At 66.5% G+C, this 16413-nt stretch carries 8 protein-coding genes; 7 read left to right on the top strand and 1 reads right to left on the bottom strand.

Going from position 1 to position 16413, the window contains the following annotated elements; all coding sequences use genetic code 11:
• The first annotated feature begins 12 nt into the window (after positions 1 to 12).
• From P0Y31_RS09555 to P0Y31_RS09525, 7 genes are all read left to right on the top strand, one after another.
• Positions 13 to 2775 carry a DUF1156 domain-containing protein gene (locus P0Y31_RS09555; RefSeq protein ID WP_275868643.1) on the top strand — a complete coding sequence of 921 codons (2763 nt, stop codon included), beginning with the start codon at positions 13 to 15 and terminating at the stop codon, positions 2773 to 2775.
• A complete protein-coding gene (locus tag P0Y31_RS09550) occupies positions 2775 to 4613 on the top strand; it encodes a hypothetical protein (protein ID WP_275868642.1) in 1839 nt (612 codons plus the stop codon). The genes P0Y31_RS09555 and P0Y31_RS09550 overlap by 1 nt, the downstream gene beginning before the upstream one ends.
• 13 nt (positions 4614 to 4626) lie before the next feature.
• Positions 4627 to 7956, top strand: coding sequence for a Swt1 family HEPN domain-containing protein (locus tag P0Y31_RS09545; RefSeq protein ID WP_275868640.1), 3330 nt, complete (start codon positions 4627 to 4629; stop codon positions 7954 to 7956).
• 4 nt (positions 7957 to 7960) lie between these two features.
• Positions 7961 to 10714, top strand: coding sequence for a DEAD/DEAH box helicase (locus P0Y31_RS09540; RefSeq protein WP_275868638.1), 2754 nt, complete (start codon positions 7961 to 7963; stop codon positions 10712 to 10714).
• Between the two features lie 531 nt (positions 10715 to 11245).
• Positions 11246 to 11812, top strand: coding sequence for a hypothetical protein (locus P0Y31_RS09535; protein WP_275868636.1), 567 nt, complete (start codon positions 11246 to 11248; stop codon positions 11810 to 11812).
• A 394-nt stretch (positions 11813 to 12206) separates the two neighbouring features.
• The gene (locus P0Y31_RS09530; RefSeq protein WP_275868634.1) at positions 12207 to 12527 is read left to right on the top strand and encodes a hypothetical protein; all 321 of its coding nucleotides are present in this window, start codon (positions 12207 to 12209) and stop codon (positions 12525 to 12527) included.
• A gap of 437 nt (positions 12528 to 12964) precedes the next feature.
• Positions 12965 to 14953 (top strand): sigma factor-like helix-turn-helix DNA-binding protein, encoded by a 1989-nt coding sequence (locus tag P0Y31_RS09525; protein ID WP_275868632.1) that lies wholly within the window; start codon positions 12965 to 12967, stop codon positions 14951 to 14953.
• Positions 14954 to 15041: 88 nt separating this feature from the next.
• Here P0Y31_RS09525 and P0Y31_RS09520 read toward each other — a convergent pair whose 3' ends face one another.
• Positions 15042 to 15449, bottom strand: coding sequence for a very short patch repair endonuclease (locus tag P0Y31_RS09520; RefSeq protein ID WP_275868630.1), 408 nt, complete (start codon positions 15447 to 15449; stop codon positions 15042 to 15044).
• Between the last annotated feature and the right edge of the window lie 964 nt (positions 15450 to 16413).

The raw sequence follows: 16413 nt of genomic DNA, 5'->3' as shown, positions 1-16413 counted from the left end.
GAGCAGAGCAGAGTGGAGCAACGGCGCAAGCTGATCGAGGTGGCGCTGCCGCTGGAGGCCATCAACAGGGAGTCCGCGCGGGAGAAGTCGATCCGGCACGGTCACCCGTCTACCCTCCACCTCTGGTGGGCGCGTCGCCCGCTGGCTGCAGCCCGGGCGGTGCTCTTCGCCCAGCTCGTCGACGACCCGTCCTCGCGTCCCGAGGAGTTCCCGACGCCGGAGGCGCAGGACGCCGAGCGCCGGCGCCTCTTCGACCTCATCGAGCGACTCGTGGTCTGGGAGAACGCGGGCGACGAGAGGCTCCTCGCGGAGGCGCACGCGGAGATCCTCAAGTCCACCGACGGCAACCCGCCACCGATCCTCGACCCGTTCGCCGGCGGCGGCTCGATCCCCCTCGAGGCACAGCGGCTCGGGCTGGAGGCGCACGCCTCCGACCTCAACCCTGTTGCGGTGCTGATCAACAAGGCGCTCATCGAGATCCCGCCGAGGTATGCCGGGCAGGCACCCGTGTTCCCCGGCGCGGCCGAGGGCACCGCCCAGCACTGGCCGCGGGCCACAGGACTCGCCGAAGACGTCAGACGTTACGGGAAGTGGATGCGCGACGAGGCGGAGCGGCGGATTGGGAACCTGTACCCCATGGCAAAACTCCCGGACGGCTCGACGGCGAATGTCATCGCCTGGATCTGGGCGCGGACGGTTACCTGTCCCAACCCCGCCTGCGGAGCCGAGATCCCCCTCGCGAGCACTTGGTGGCTGTCAAAGAATAGACACCGGCCCACGTGGGTCCAGCCGGTCGTTACCGGCAAGCGCGTCGACTTCGACATCAGGGTCGACAAGGCCGGTCCTCCTGACCCGCCGAAGCAGGGCCGCGGAGCCAAGTTCACATGTCTGGTCTGTCACGACACCACCACCGACGCGTACATCAAGTCGGAGGCAATGGCAGGTCAGATGGGCGAGCGGCTGCTCGCGGTTGTCGCAGAGGGGAATCGCCAACGCGTCTACCTCCCCGCAACCGAAGAGCACATCAAGGCTGCCGATGTGGCTCGTCCTCTCGATGTGCCGGATGCTCCAATGCCAACAAACCCGCGCTGGTTCTCACCGCCCAGCTACGGTCTGCCCCACTTCGCCGACATATTCACGAGTCGGCAGCTGACGGCGCTGACCACGTTCAGCGACCTTGTCAGTGAGGCTCGCGACCGAGTCGCCGCCGACGCCAAGGAAGCCGGACGTGCATCCGCGGCCGCTGACTCCTACGCCAACGCTGTCGCCCTCTATCTGGCCTTCGCACTTTCGAAAATGGCGGACCGAGGTTCATCCATCTGCAGTTGGGTGCTCCAGCGAGAGTCCGTGCGAAACACCTTTGCTCGTCAAGCGATTCCCATGACGTGGGACTTCGCTGAAATGAACATGATGCTCCTGGGGGCTGGTTCGTATTCAGGCGCTGTTGACTGGACGGTGGAGAGCATTGAAGGGCTTGCTGACCTGTCAAAGTCACCGAAGGCGGAGGTGAGGCAGGGAAACGCGGAACGGATCACCTACCCGGGCAAGGTCGCCGTAAGCACCGATCCGCCCTACTACGACAACATTGGCTACGCCGACTTAGCTGACTTCTTCTATGTCTGGCTACGGCGATCCCTCGGGTCAGCCTTCAGCGACGTAACCGGCACGATGCTGACACCGAAGAGCGAAGAGTTGGTTGCCACCCCGTACCGCTTCGAAGGCAGCAAGAAGAGCGCTGAGGAGCATTTCGAGCGTGGATTTGTGCGTACGTTCACACGCATCCGCGAGAACCAGGCAGACGACGTACCCGTAGCGGTGTTCTACGCTTTCAAGCAAGCTGAGTCCGATGACACTGGAGTGGCCTCTACCGGCTGGGAGACCATGCTCAACGGCCTCATCGAGGCCGGCCTGATGATCACAGCCACGTGGCCCATGCGCACGGAGCGTCCAGATCGAGCGGTTGGCTTGGGAGCTAACGCGCTCGCGTCGTCGATCGTCCTCGCCTGCCGCCCACGGCCAGCGGCGGCAGAGGCGACGAATCGGCGCGGCTTCATCGCGGCGCTCAAGGGGGAGCTGCCGGAGGCGCTGCGTCACCTGCAGCAGGGGAGTGTCGCGCCGGTCGACCTCGCACAGGCGGCGATCGGCCCCGGCATGGCGGTCTTCACGCGGTACGGACAGGTGCTCGAGGCCGACGGGTCGATCATGACGGTGCGCACCGCGCTTGCATTGATCAACCAGGTGCTCGACGAGACGCTGTCAGAGCAGGAGGGCGACTTCGACGCCGATACGCGCTTCTGCGTGGCGTGGTTCAGCGAGTTCGGCTGGAACGAGGGGCAGTTCGGCCGCGCCGACGATCTCGCCCGCGCCAAGAACACCTCGGTGGCGGGGCTGCAGCGTGGTGGCGTGTTCCATGCTGCAGCCGGCAAGGCCCGCCTCGTCGCGCCGGAGGACCTTCGGGAGGGTTGGGACCCGCTGACGGACGACCGCACCAGCGTGTGGGAGGTTGCGCTCCACATCGCGAAGGCGCTGAGCGAGCAGGGCACCGGCGCCGCAGCCGCTCTGATGGCGGCGGCTGGCCAGCGGGTCGACCTCGACACCGTCAAGGAACTGGCCTACCTGCTCTACAGCGTCTGCGAGCGTCGCGGCTGGACGCAGTCCGCCATCCTGTTCAACGCGCTCGGCACCACGTGGTCGGACCTCGACGGCGCGGCGCGTCAGCAGGCCGCGAGCCGTCCGGCGACCCAGTCCGCCTTCACCTTCGACGAGGCTGAGTGATGACTGCCACCACTGCAGAGGTGCAGCAGCCAACGGTCCACCTCGACTACCGGGCGTTCATGACGTGTGCTGCCGGCGATGGTTGGCTTAGTGACGCCGAGGCGCAGCTCACAAGCTGGCTGCGAGAGAAGCGGATCGATGTCGACCTGTCCGCTGGCGCGCGATACGAGGACGACTCGCGTCACTTCTCCATCATCCGTCGCCAGAGCGGTGACTCCAACAGTCTGAAAGCGCGGCTCATCGAGTCGGATACCCCCAGGGGAACGTGGACGACTGAGCTGATCGCTCACGACAGGAGGGGCCAGGGCGACTGGCTGACGCTGTCCGTCACCAACGACAGCGGGAATTTCGTCGACGTCCCCCGCCTCGGGCGGTACCTCATGCAGACGCTGCCCCTCGCGGACGGGTCGATCGAGTTCATGGACGGCCCGCGGATCATCACCGAGTCGCGGGTCGACGACCTCATTGACGTCCTCTGTGATGAGGAGCGCCACGGGCTGGTGTTTGCGGCCGGGACCACGTCCACGGACGGCATCGCGTTCGATCCCTTTCTCGCCCAGATCGAGAGGTGGACGCGCCAGGTGTACGGCTTGGCTCAGGTCGTCGTCCTCGACCCGGCCGCGACCGCTCGCCTCAGGGTCGAGTTCGGTGCGGATCACTCAGTCCCGCCGTGGGCCATCCGGACGTTCCTTCCCGGCGTCGACCCGGCATCGGCGATCGACGCCCGGCGCCACCGCATCCTCGGCACGGGGCGACTGGCTCGGGACCCCGATGGCCGCGTGCGAACGATGCTCGGCGGAATCGCACGCGCGCACGCCACCACTCGGCTGCTGCCCCACGAAGTCGTCTCGGTCAGGCGCGCCTTTGACCGGCTCGAGAACCAAGCCATCGTCAACGCGATCGGATCAGAGGCAGAGCAGTTGTTGGTTGGCCGCGAGGTCGAACCATCCGTCGACACGTTCGAGCCGGCACCTGCCGTGGACTCCACGACCGAGTCCGTTGAGCGGTACCTCGAGCAGATCGAGCTGGTCAAGGCGGTGCTCGGCATCCGGTCCGTCGATGCGGATTCCTTACACCGCATCGCTGATCTGGCCCTGTCGCCCAAGACCGATCTCGTCGCGGTGCAGCGGGCGGCTCAGCAGATCGAGGCTCTCCAGGCTCGTGCCGAACGGTTGGAAGACGAGCTCCGCTTCGCTGAGAGTGCGCTCGAGGACGACCTGCTCGAGCGGGCAGAAATCTACGAGGACCTCCAGGATGCCAGGGCCGAGGTCCGCTGGCTGCGCAGCCGCCTCGCTGAGCAGGGGGACCACGACGCTGCCTATGGTCTGGTGCCCGATGGGCTTGGGACCGACTACCCGGACTCGATGGAGCACCTGCTCGACCGTCTCGCCGAGGGCGGCGGCGCACTGGTTTTCACGGGCGACCGAGGTGTGGCCTGCTCCGTCGATGCGTCCGACACGCTGCAACTCGCTGTCCGAACGGCTTGGGACGTCTGCCTTGCGCTCACCGACTACGTCAGGGCTCGCAACGACGATCAGTGTCAGCAGGGCGTGGACCACTACCTGCGGCACACTCCGAGCGGCTACCGGGGACTCACTCCTGGGAAGCACGCCACCACAGAGAGCGCCATGACGATGCAGCGGTACGGGCGAGAGCGCATCTTCCCGGTTCCCCTCGATGTGGACCCAAGCGGCTGCGTGACGATGACCGCCCACTTCAAGCTGGCCCAGATCGGCATGGTCAGCCCTCGCCTGTACTACTTCGACGACTACACCAACACGGGTCGGGTCTACATCGGGTACATCGGTCCCCACCTGACCAATACCCAGACGAACTGAGGAACCGCGGCAAATGGCACTGAGCAACAGGGACAGGGTCGGCAAGGCGTTCGAACTCCTGCGGGACGGTCTGCGCCCGTTCATCGACCAGACCATCGGTCGGCTGGCCCCAGGGGCGGACTGGGCGGCCATGTTGGGCGAGGTCAAGGGCAAGAAGGTCGACGCCGAGGACGTGCAGGCGCACCTGATGCTGCTGACTGAGCGCTTCCCGCAGCTGTTCAAGGACCAGCTGCCCTACGCCGCGCGCAACTACGCCAACGAGCTGCGCGACCAGCGCAACGCGTGGGCCCACCTGAAGGCGTTCTCCAACGACGACACGCACCGCATGCTCGACAACGCCGAGCGCCTGCTCACGCTCGTGGGCGCTGTGGAGCAGAGCGAGGAGGTCCGGCGCTCCAAGTCCGACCACCAGCGCAGCGTATTCGAGGCTGAGACCAAGAAGCTCGTCAAGCAGCAGGACGCCGGCGTCTCCGTCGCCGGGCAGGGCCTCAAGCCGTGGCGCGAGGTCCTGGCGCCGCACGACGACGTGGCCACCGGCAACTTCTCCGCCAGCGAGTTCGCAGCGGACCTCCACATGGTGGCCTTCGCGGGCGATGACGAGACGCTGGGCCGCGAGTACGTCGATCCGGTCGAGTTCTTCCGGCGGACCTACCTCACCGAGGGTCTGCGTGAGCTCCTCGACCGGGCGGTTCGCAGGGTCGGCGGCGACGCCAACGCCAGCCCCATCATCAACCTCCAAACCAACTTCGGTGGCGGCAAGACGCACTCGATGCTGGCGCTCTACCACCTGCTGTCCGGAACCCCGGTCAGCAGCCTGCCGCAGGACATCCAGGAGCTCGTCGCCGGCCGCGCCCTGCCGGACCACGTCAGCCGGGTGGTGCTGGTCGGCACGCATCTGTCGCCGGGCTCAGCCACGATCAAGGACGACGGCACGGAGGTTCACACGCTCTGGGGCGAGCTGGCCTGGCAGCTGGGCGGGAGGGCGGCATACGACCTCATCGCCGACGCGGACCGCTCCAAGACCAACCCCGGCGACGTGCTCCGCAAACTGATCTCGGCGCACGCGCCCTGCCTCATCCTCATCGACGAGTGGGTCGCCTACGCGCGCCAGCTCTGGGGTCGGGAAGACCTTGTCGGCGGCACCTTTGACACCCAGTTCACCTTCGCCCAGTCGCTCACCGAGGTTGTGAAGACCGTCCCGGGCGCCCTGCTGGTCATCTCCATCCCGGCCTCCCACGACCCCGAGAAGGAGCCGGGCGCCGGCGGCAGCGCCATCGAGGTCGGCGGACCCAACGGGCAAGAAGCCCTGCAGCGGCTGCAGAACGTCGTGCGCCGCGTCGCCGACCAATGGCGGCCCGCATCGTCCCAGGAGTCCTTCGAGATCGTGCGGCGGCGGCTCTTCACCGAGCCGAGCGCCGCGGCCTCCGCCGACATCGCTGCGGTGGCCCGTCAGTTCACCCAGTTCTACGCCCGCCACATCGGCGAGTTCCCCCGCGAGGTGAGCGAGCCGGCATACGAGGCCCGCATCAAGGCGGCGTACCCGCTGCACCCGGAGCTCTTCGATCGGCTCTACGAGGACTGGTCGACACTCGAACGGTTCCAGCGCACCCGCGGCGTGCTGCGCCTGATGAGCGCTGTGGTTCATGCCCTGTGGACGGCCCAGGACGCTGCACCCATGATCCTGCCCGGCACGGTGCCCCTCGACGTCGCCACGGTGGCCAGCGAGATGACGCAGTACTTGCCGGACTCGTGGAAGCCGATCATTGACACCGACATCGACGGTCAGAGCTCGACGCCGATCCGGATCGACACCGAGCGGCCGCTCCTCGGCTCGCGAGCCGTGACCCGCCGGCTCGCACGCTCCATCTTCATAGCCTCCGCCCCGACACTTCGCTCGGGCCACAAGGGCGTCGAGAGGCAGCGCATCTGGCTCGGCACAGCGGTGCCCGGAGACACCGTCGGCAACTTCGGCTCCGGCCTTGACCTCCTCTCGCAGCGGGCGACGTACCTGTATGCCGAGGGTGCGAGGTACTGGTACGACACTCAGGCATCGGTGACGCGCACCGCTGCTGACTACGCAGATGGCCTCCGGGAGAAGCCCGAGGAGGCGTGGGCGGAGATCGTGCACCGCCTGCGACCGGAGGCGAGCCACCGTGGCGGGTTCGCGGCGGTGGTGACCGCGCCCGAGACCTCCGCCGACATCCAGGACCGGGAGGAGGTCTCACTCGTCATCCTCCACCCGTCGCAGACGCACTCGCGGGGCAGCCAGGACTCCGACGCCATGCGCTTTGCCGGAGAGGCATTCGAGCGGCGTGGCAGCGCACAGCGGAGCAACCGCAACATGGTCGTTTTCCTGGCCCCGGACTCCAAGCGGATGGAGGAGCTTGCGGATTCGGTCCGGCACTACCTGGCGTGGAGCCATGTCGGCTCCCGCAGGGTGGAGCTGGACCTGTCGCCTCAGCAGGTGAGCCAGGTCGAGGGCAACATCACGCGTTTCAACGACGATGTCGCCTCGCGGGTCGCCCAGACATACCACTGGGCGCTCGTGCCCGAGCAGCCGCATCCCGCGCGCCCGGCCGTCATCACCCCGGAGAAGGCCGAGGGCGCGAACGCGCGACTAGCCGAGCGGGTCACCGAGAAGCTCACCCGCTCGGGCCTGCTGGCCGGGTCGGTGGCGGCCCGATCGGTCCGGCTCGACCTCGACCAGCGGCTGCGCGCAGTGTGGGACCGCGGACACATCTCGGTGGGCGAGCTGTGGGGCTACTACTGCAAGTACCCCTACCTGACCCGGCTGCGCGACCGTTCGGTGCTCGTCGACGGCGTGCTGTCCACATTGTCCACGCTGGCCTGGCAGCTGGAGGGCTTCGCACTGGCCGATTCCTACGACGAGGCCAACGGCCGGTATGCCGGTCTCGTCCTGCCCGGCGGCGACGCCCACTTCGGGACCGTGACCGACGCGACTCTCCTGGTGGCGCATGGTCCGGCCGAGGAGCAGACGGCGCGGGAGAAGACGGAGCCGGCGCCCGGCCCCGACCAGCCTGACAATCCCGTGCCTCCCGGCCCAGCTGTCCTGCCCGCACCGGGTCCCGGGGTGCCGCCTGCGGCTGAGAACACTCGCTTCTTCGGCGTGTTCACGCTCGACCCCGAGCGCTACGCGCGGGACCTGACGCGTGTCAGCCAGGAAGTCCTGCAACAGCTTGCCGCCGTCGATGGCTCGACGTTGGAGGTGACGCTGGAGATCCACGCATCCGCCCCTCAGGGATATGCACCGGAGAAGGTGAGGGTCGTTCTCGAGAACGCCCGGACCCTGAAGTTCCAGCAGTACTCCTTCGACGACGAGTAGAGGGGTGGACTCGCGTTACGGCGCCCAGGCGAAAGAGCTGGTCGCATGGGCATCGCAGTTCCGGGCAGAGGCAGACGCGGCGCTGCAGGCCGTTGCTGCCCTCGACGACGAGCTGACCGAGGTGGTGCAACGGCTCGGCGCTGAAACCCTGGCGCGAGACGGAGCTGAAACCCACCCGGGGCGGGTGGCGCGCTTCGACCTGGCGCCGACGAGCCCGGCAAGCGCCGAGCTTGTGGCTGCTCTCCGCCGACGTGAGCGTGTTGCCACCGCGCATCGGACAGCGATCGACCTCGCCCAGCGCGTGTCCGCGGACCTCACGGCCTTGGAGAAGCAGGGGAGCAGTGGGCGTGGACGCCTGCGGATGCGCTTAGCTGGATCCGAGAAGCGCCGTGAGGTCACGGAGTCGCTGGCGCGGCTCGATGCCTACCGCACCTGGGCGGACGACCACCGCGTCGGCGCGCAGTTCGCCGCGGTCTGTCAGGCTGCCGATCGCTACGTCGCGTCTGACCGGGAGGACTTCTGGTCGGACATCACCCGTCGGTCGCAGTGGTGCGCCGACCGGATCGCCGCCACCCGCGGGTTCGTGGGCCGAGTCCTTGCCAGTGACGACCTGCGACGTGCCAGCACTCTCGCGGTGCATCTGCCGGCAGTCGCCGAGGCGACGGACAAGGCGCGCACACGGGTCCGAGTGCGCTTCGAGGCCGTGCGCAAGGGCATGATCCGCGCGGACCTCGAGCAGATGCCCATTGCGCGGGTCAAGGACGTCACGGGTGGACGCCTGCGCCTCGGCGTGTTGGAGAAGTCGGGATACCCGACGATTCAGTCGGTGCTGGACTCCACACCGTCACAGCTCATCCACGTCGAGGGCGTGGGCGAGCAGACGGCCAAGCAGGTGTATGCCGCGGCGCAGCAGCTCGCGAAGGCCGTCGAAGACGACTTCCGGTTCCGGATCAATCTGGACCCCGGCGACCGCATGATCACCGAACTCGTCATGGGGCTGTGCGAATGGGAACGGGTTCACCGTCTCACCCTTGGCCTGGACGACGACGAGCTGAACCGTATCGCCGCGAGCCTGCCTTCGCTGCGGGGCATTCGGCCTCCCCAGGGTGGGCTCTCAGTGGTCCTCGCCAACGCCGAGGGGTCCGCCCTCGCCGACTCGGTGCTTCGAGCCGTCGTGTGGGCGTCCCAGTCCGGCCGCTGGGAACGCATCGAGAGTGCGGCGGCCGTCCTTTCGGCTCCGGCCGTCACACCTGACGAGGCTTGGAGCGATTTCGCCAAGCGCTCGGCCGACTACTACACCCTGCTGGGGACCCTGGTCGACCTCAACCTCGACGAGGAAGCCGAAGTCGGATTCCTGCCGGCCGAAATCGTTGAGAAGGTGCACGCGCAACCGTTGGACGACGCCCATCGCCGGGTGTCGCTGCGCGGCTACCAGTCCTTCGGTGCGCGCTTCGCGCTGGTGCAGAAACGAGTGATCATCGGCGATGAGATGGGGCTCGGCAAGACCATCCAGGCGCTGGCCGTCCTCGCACACCTGAAGAGTATCGACGCCCCGGGCCGACTTCTGGTCGTATGCCCGGCGAGCGTGTTGGTGAACTGGACGCGGGAAATCACGGAGCGGAGCACCTTGCGTGTCCACAAAATCCATGGGCCCGAGCGGGCATGGGCGTTCAAGAGGTGGAAGCAGTACGGCGACGTGGGCGTCACGACCTTCGAGACGCTGCGCTCGCTCAGCACGGAGACTCTCGACTTCGCGATGGTGGTGGTGGACGAGGCCCACTTCCTGAAGAATCCGGCGACGCAGCGGTCGCGCAACGTGCTGCGGCTGCTCGCCCGCTCCGACCGTGCCCTGTTCCTGACGGGCACGCCGATGGAGAACCGCGTCGATGAGTTCCGAACACTCGTCACCTTCCTGCAGCCCTGGCTCGTGGACGGCCTGACGGAACGCTCATATGTCGCGCCAGAGCGGTTCCGCCAGCTCATCGCGCCCGCGTACCTGCGCCGCAATCAGGAGGACGTCTTGGCGGAGCTCCCCGAACTCGTCGTCACCGACGAGTGGGAGGAGTTCACCGCGGAGGACTCAGCCGCCTACCGGCAAGCGGTGGCTGAAGGGAACTTCATGGCGATGCGGCGCGCGGCGTTTGCGGATCCGAGAAAGTCCGCCAAGATGGCGCGCCTGAAGGAGATCGTGGCTGAAGCGGGGGAGAACGGACATAAGACGATCGTCTTCTCCTACTTCAGGGACGTGCTCGAGGGCATCCGGGCCGAACTTGACGGCCGGGCATTCGGACCGTTGACCGGCAGCTTGGCTGCGACGAAGCGGCAGGAACTTGTGGATGCGTTCTCGAGAGCCAACAGCAACGCCGTGCTGCTGAGCCAGATCCAAGCTGGAGGTGTCGGCCTCAACATGCAGGCCGGGTCCGTCGTCGTCATCTGCGAGCCGCAGGTGAAGCCCACGCTCGAGGCACAGGCCATCGCACGGGCACACAGGATGGGACAAGTGAGGAGTGTGCAGGTGCACCGCCTGCTGACCGCAGAAAGCATTGACCAGCGGATGGTCGAGATGTTGGACAGCAAACAAGCGCTGTTCGACGAGTATGCACGACGAAGTGACATCGCGAGCGCCAGCCCCGAAGCGCTGGACATCTCAGAGGCGGCCCTGGCCAAGACGATCGTTGAGCGGGAGCAGGAGCGCCTCGCGATGAAGGCGTTGGCAGAGTTCCAAGCTGACCACGGGGCCGAAGGCGCGGGCGCATGAGGGGCAGGGTTCGGCTGCACTCAGGAGGCATTGGCGCCGGCGAGATCCGACTCAGACGAAGTGGCGCGAGCGAGCGAAAGACAGCTCCTGGCAGGGATATTCGCGACATCGCGCCGGATCCCGGACCGAGGGTCTGCACCAACTGTGGGTCGAGCGACCGGCTGGTCCAAGGGGTGCGGAAGAGGCGCTGCGCGGCTTGCTGGAGGGACGAAGAAGTGGTGCGGTTGGCCAACATCAAGCTGCGCATGCTCGGCCAGCCCCCGGTCGGCGCGAGGGCGGCCAAGGGATCGCCCGGTCACAAGGTGCGCAGACGCGGCGAGGATGCCTTGGCCGCCCTTCGAGCGCGCAGCAAGGCGAAGACCGCCAAGCCGACCACGAGGGGCGGCCGATCCTCAGCGCCTTCTGTGGCGTCCCCTCAGCAGCGAGGACGCGGGAGGGTGCTTGTGTGCCACGCGTGCAACGTGGAACTGCCGGCAGTCGGGCGGTGCCCTGACTGTGATGGTTCGACCTCAACGACAAGGAGCACTTGATATGACTACGCTGGCGGTCGGTCGGCCGTACAACACGAGCCGAAGCCACTACCCCGAGGGTGAAGGGCTTCGGCTCACGCCGTCGTACTGTGAGCTGGTGCGCTTCTGGCCAGCCCCTTCGCCGTCGGAGGTTGCCGCGCACGACGGGCCTGCTTCGTTCGCAGCAGTCGTGGCTTCAGCGGATCTGTTCCTCTTCGGTTACAAGTTCGGCTCCCTGGCTTGGAGCGACACCCCGTTCCAGGTGGGGCGTCTCGAAACGCATCTGCAGGGAGTTCCTGCGGGTGAGCCGGAGGAGCCGCTCCATCTGCGGACCGTGTTGGTCGATGCGACCACGGGGCTGGTGCAAACCATGCGCACCGACATCTTCGAGGGTGAGTTCGCGGCGGTGGTGCGGACGGCGGTGTACATGCAGCTGGAGAAGGACTTCGACGACAGCGCCGCCGGTGCCCTGCTGCAGCAGATCTACCAGCACTATCGGACGCCAGAGGAACTTGTGGCGGAATGCGCGCATGCCGTCGTGCATGTCGACCGACCGGAAATTGGGCCCGTCACCGCGTTTCACTACTAGGCACGGGTTGATCGCGCTGGCTTGGGAAGCTTGCACCGTGGGGGCTCCTCACGACTCGGCCGGCATGAGCGCGGCTCTGTCCCCGAGGGTCTCGGGACATCCAGCTTGGGAGAGGGGCGGCCCGTGCTCCAGGACATGGTGGCCAGACGTGTCGTCACCCCCTGACGCTCAGCGTCAGGGGCGTGTCGACCGGATCGGACTGTCCATCGATCTATGGCGCCATCTATGAATACAGAGTATATTCACAGTTGTATCTACAGAACAGCGATCCGGAGGTGCTATGAACGTCCAGACTTCAATCCGAGAGGCAATCTCCAGCCTTCGCGCACAGGCCGACAAGTTGGAATCTGCTTTGGCCACCCTTGAGGACGATGGCCGTTGGCCGGAGCGCAAGATGCCGTCGTTCGACCCCGACATCGACGCACCGGCCGCCAAGCCACTCGTAGACGGTGATCGCGGCCAGCGGGACTGGTGCTGCCTCATGCTCTGGGCTCAGCTTCGTGCTTTCAACGTTCGTGAGGGGAGGGGGGCCACACCTGAGGAGAGTGTGGAGTTCGCGCAGCGAGCTGGGTACCGGGATGGCCGTGCGTGGAACCAGTGGACTGGCTGGGAGAAGGACGACCAGGGAAACCGCTGGATCACTGAGGACGGCATGGGACACCTCCGGCACTACTACGCGGCAGTCGGTCGTGAGATTCCTCGAGACCTTGCATGAGTGGGGTGTTCTCAAGGAAGCCGCCAGGACGATCCATCGCGCAGTGAAGGCGTTGGAGACGGCAGGGCGCAGGCGCGGATAAGCGAGGCTCCTGCAACCGCCGCAGCGGCTGCTGGAATCAGTTGTAGCAGCGTGCGCACTTGCGAGCGCGTGCTGCCTCCTCGCGCGCCGCGGGTCTCGCCTTGGCGCCCTCACCCGTTCTCGGGTTTCTGCGACGCTCAATGCATTCACGGGTCGCATGCACGACCACCGGTCGGCGGCCGCTGCTCCGGTCCTGGTAGCGCCCGGCGCCAACCCATCCATACGACTCGACATTGCTCACGTCCGAGATGCTCTCGCAAATCGGCTCTAGTTTCATCTGCAGCGGGCTCGAGATCTCAGGTCCTAGCGAAGCAGCAACGCGAGACACTGTCGGTGAGGTGGTCTACGGTGCAGCCGTGACTGCAGAGGTGGACGAAGTGGAGACGTGGGAAGACGAGAGTCCCACCCCTCCGTTTGGGGAGCGTTTCCCGAATCTCCGCTGGATCGGCGATCTGGAACTGGGAGGGAGCGAGCTCGCACCTCGATTCGCAGCTCATGAACGACAGCTTGTGCTCTCTTGGCTGAGTCGCGAGGGCGTGCGCAAGGTCAGGGATCTCTTGGAACTGAGCTTCGCGGACCTGCTCAGTTGGCGCGGCATCGGTGTGGGCAAAGCTGCGCGGATTTTCGATGCTGTGCGCGATGTGGACGATGCAGCACTGCCCATCCTTAGTTCCTTGGCCTTCCCGGCCGGCGCTCGAGAGGCCGATCCTTCGGTCGTGGACACCTCCCACGTCACAGCGGACCTCGAGCTGCTCGTTGAGTGGGGTTTCTTCGCCCAAAGCGCCACAACAGCGGGAGGAGTCATCGAGGCCCTGCGCGGCGACAAGCTGCCGGCGGATGTGGCTGCGAGCGTCGAAGCGCTGCGCGCGCTGCCCGTGAACGCCGCCGCGCAGTCAAGTCCGGTGGAGATTCTGGCGCAGTGGATTGCGGCATTGGAGCCGCGTGATGCGGCCATCCTGCGGCACCGGCTGGTCAAGTTCGAGCCGCTGACACTCGACGAGATCGGGTCGCAGTTTCGCATCACGCGCGAGCGTGTGCGGCAGCTTGAGGGCAAGCTCATCACGCGTATCAACCAACAGCTCGTCACAGCCGATTGGACGCCAGTTCGCTGGGCCGTTCATCAGCTGCGCGTGGGCCTCGGCGCGTTCGCCCCTGAAGAGGAGGTGCCCCTGGTCGATGAGCAAGGGCTGGCCTCCTACGAGTTCGGGATTCTGCTCTGGCTGGCGGAAGTCGGGCGCGATCACAACGCGAAGGTCCTTACGCGGAGAGGCTTCCAGCTGCCCAAGGCGGCGGACCTGCCACTCCAGCACGGCCCCGTCATCGACGAGGGAGCGCTGCGCGATCAATTGGTTGACGCAGGGGTCGTGCCCCCTCACCTTGACTTTGCCGTCGCCTCCATCAAGGGGGTGCGTCGCCTTGCAGACACTCTTGTGCTGTGGCCTGGCAACCTTGTCGACAAGGCCCACGCCGTCCTCGCAGTGCGCGGGACGCCAATGACCCCCGAGGAGCTGGCCGAGACCATCGGTGGAGACTTCAGCCGCGCTGGATTCAGGGACCGGCTGTTCAACGCCGAGCACATCGGACGAGTCACCAAGACCACGGTGGGTTTGCGGGAGTGGGGAAACGCCGAGTACACCCGCGTCGCCGATCTCATGGTCAGGCGGCTTGAGGAGCGCGGTCCAACACCGATTGCGCAGTTGGCGGCTGAGCTGGCGGCCGAGTACGACGTGTCAACGGCCTCGGTCCACCTCTACGCGCCCGCGCCCATCTTCGTGCTCGAAGCGGGGGTGCTGAGGCTCCGTGGCGATGAGGAACTATTCACGCCGCGCAACGATCCCGCGTCGGTCCGAGGGCTCTACCTTGTCGGGGAAGACGTGGCGATCTGGCACCTACCGGCGGACAGCGACATCTTGCGAGGCAGTGGCCGTGCGCTGCCCTCCGAGATTGCCATCCGCTTGGGAGTCGTGCCGGGAACTCGGGTCGTTCTGGAGAACCCGCTCCGCCCCATTCCGGTGAGCTGGCTGGAGACGAGTAACACTGGACCTGCGCTTGGCTCGATCAAGGCGCTCGCCGATGCCGTGGCCGCAGAGCGTGGGGATCTGCTGCGCCTTCGCTTTGATCGCCGTAAGAGGTCGATCAGTTGCGAGAGAGTCTTGCCACTTGGACAGGGACTACAGCCCCCCGAAGCCATCGCCGCGCTGACCGGACTACCGAACGAACTCTGTTGTTCCAGGTCTGAGATCGCCCACGCCATTCACGCGTCGGAGTCGAGGACTCTCAAAGCGCTGGGCGACCGTGGTGACAGTGATGTCGCACAGCTCGTGGAGTCTCTCGGTTACTCATGACATTGGGTCCATTTACCAAGTCTGACCGAGATGAGGGATCAGGGGGCGGTCGCGTGCACCCTCCCGGGCTCCTGCTCGTCGCGCCCAGTCAGGGCGCGTCACGAACAGCACGGGTTACGGCCGTGGCGACCTGCTCTGGACTCTCGTGCTCCCAGAACCGCATGACTCGCCATCCCGCTTCTGCGAGCACCCGGTTGGTGTCTTCGTCGCGGGAGGTGTTGGCTGACAACTTCCATTGCCACCACTCAGTGTTGGACTTGGGCATGGTGCCGTGCTGCGGACAGGCATGCCAGTAGCAACCGTCGACGAAGACGGCCACGCGCGCCTTGGGGAACGCAATGTCGATCTTCCGTCTTGGTCGACCGGGCACTGGATAGTGGATGCGATACCGCAGACCTGATGCGTGCAGAAGACGCCTGATATGCATCTCGGGAGCCGTCTCGCCACGCGGGTAGGTGGACATGTGGCGGCTGAAGCGTGCATCCGTCGGGGCCACGCGGTGAGGCTGTCGGTGATCCACTCCGAGAGTCTACGTTGGCGCGGCGCCAAGCCTCAGTGAACGGCTTGTTTCGCGGCCTTGCCATGAGCCGTCAGGCGGCCGAGCGACTACTCCCCACCGGCGCTTGCGGTCCAGACAAACGCCCTTGACGGGGGTCTGCTGGGTGGGCCGTTGCGTCCGGATGTCACGTTGATGACTCTCGGTCCGGATTCCTCCAGCTCCCGTCGACGCGCCCGGGCGATGTGCTCTTCCTCCGCTTCATCGAGGTCTGTGACAGTCCACACGTCGAAGCGCTTCTGCCCTTTGACAGGGATGAGCTCGATGTATCGGATGCCGTCGGGATACCCGCCCCACTCGCGGCCGGCCGTCTTCTCATGTTTGAAGGGACGCGCGCGGAGGTCCCGGCTCCTCCCCACGTAGACGCACGGCTCACCTGAGATGAGCAGGTGGATGCGGTAGATGCCCGCCACTCGAGGGACTCTCGCCCAGTCATCGGGCCCACCGACCTTCAGCGGCCGCCCCCGCTGAAGCGCGCTGCGGGGTGCTCGGAGGAGAGGGCTGGCGGTGCGTATGTCCTCTTCCGCTCCCGGGACCCAAAGGGCCCGTGCCCGCGACAGCCGGACCGCGTCTGGTGTGGCTTCCACGGCGAAAGCGGCTGTCTTGAGGTTCCTCGCAAGGGCAACGACGATCTGTCCTGCTGCGACGTCGAACGTGTACAGGGCGCCGACTTCAGCGAACACACCCGTGTCCGATAGTGCGCCTCGTTGGCCAAGCGAGTGCGCCAAGGGGTGCGCGAGGTGGATGGCTGCCCACATCGCGTCTGCATGGAGAGACGGGCCAGCTTCGGACCCAGTTGCGACGTCGGCGGGCTGGGGCCGCTCGCTGACGAGATACCTGGGCCGTACTTGTGCGCCCTGAATTCGCTTGGGTGCAGGTCCGCCGTTGCGCGATCCGAACACAT

Source organism: Knoellia sp. 3-2P3, from assembly GCF_029223115.1.
Taxonomy (GTDB): Bacteria; Actinomycetota; Actinomycetes; order Actinomycetales; family Dermatophilaceae; genus Pedococcus_A.
This window is presented reverse-complemented; position numbering and strand designations above follow the sequence as displayed.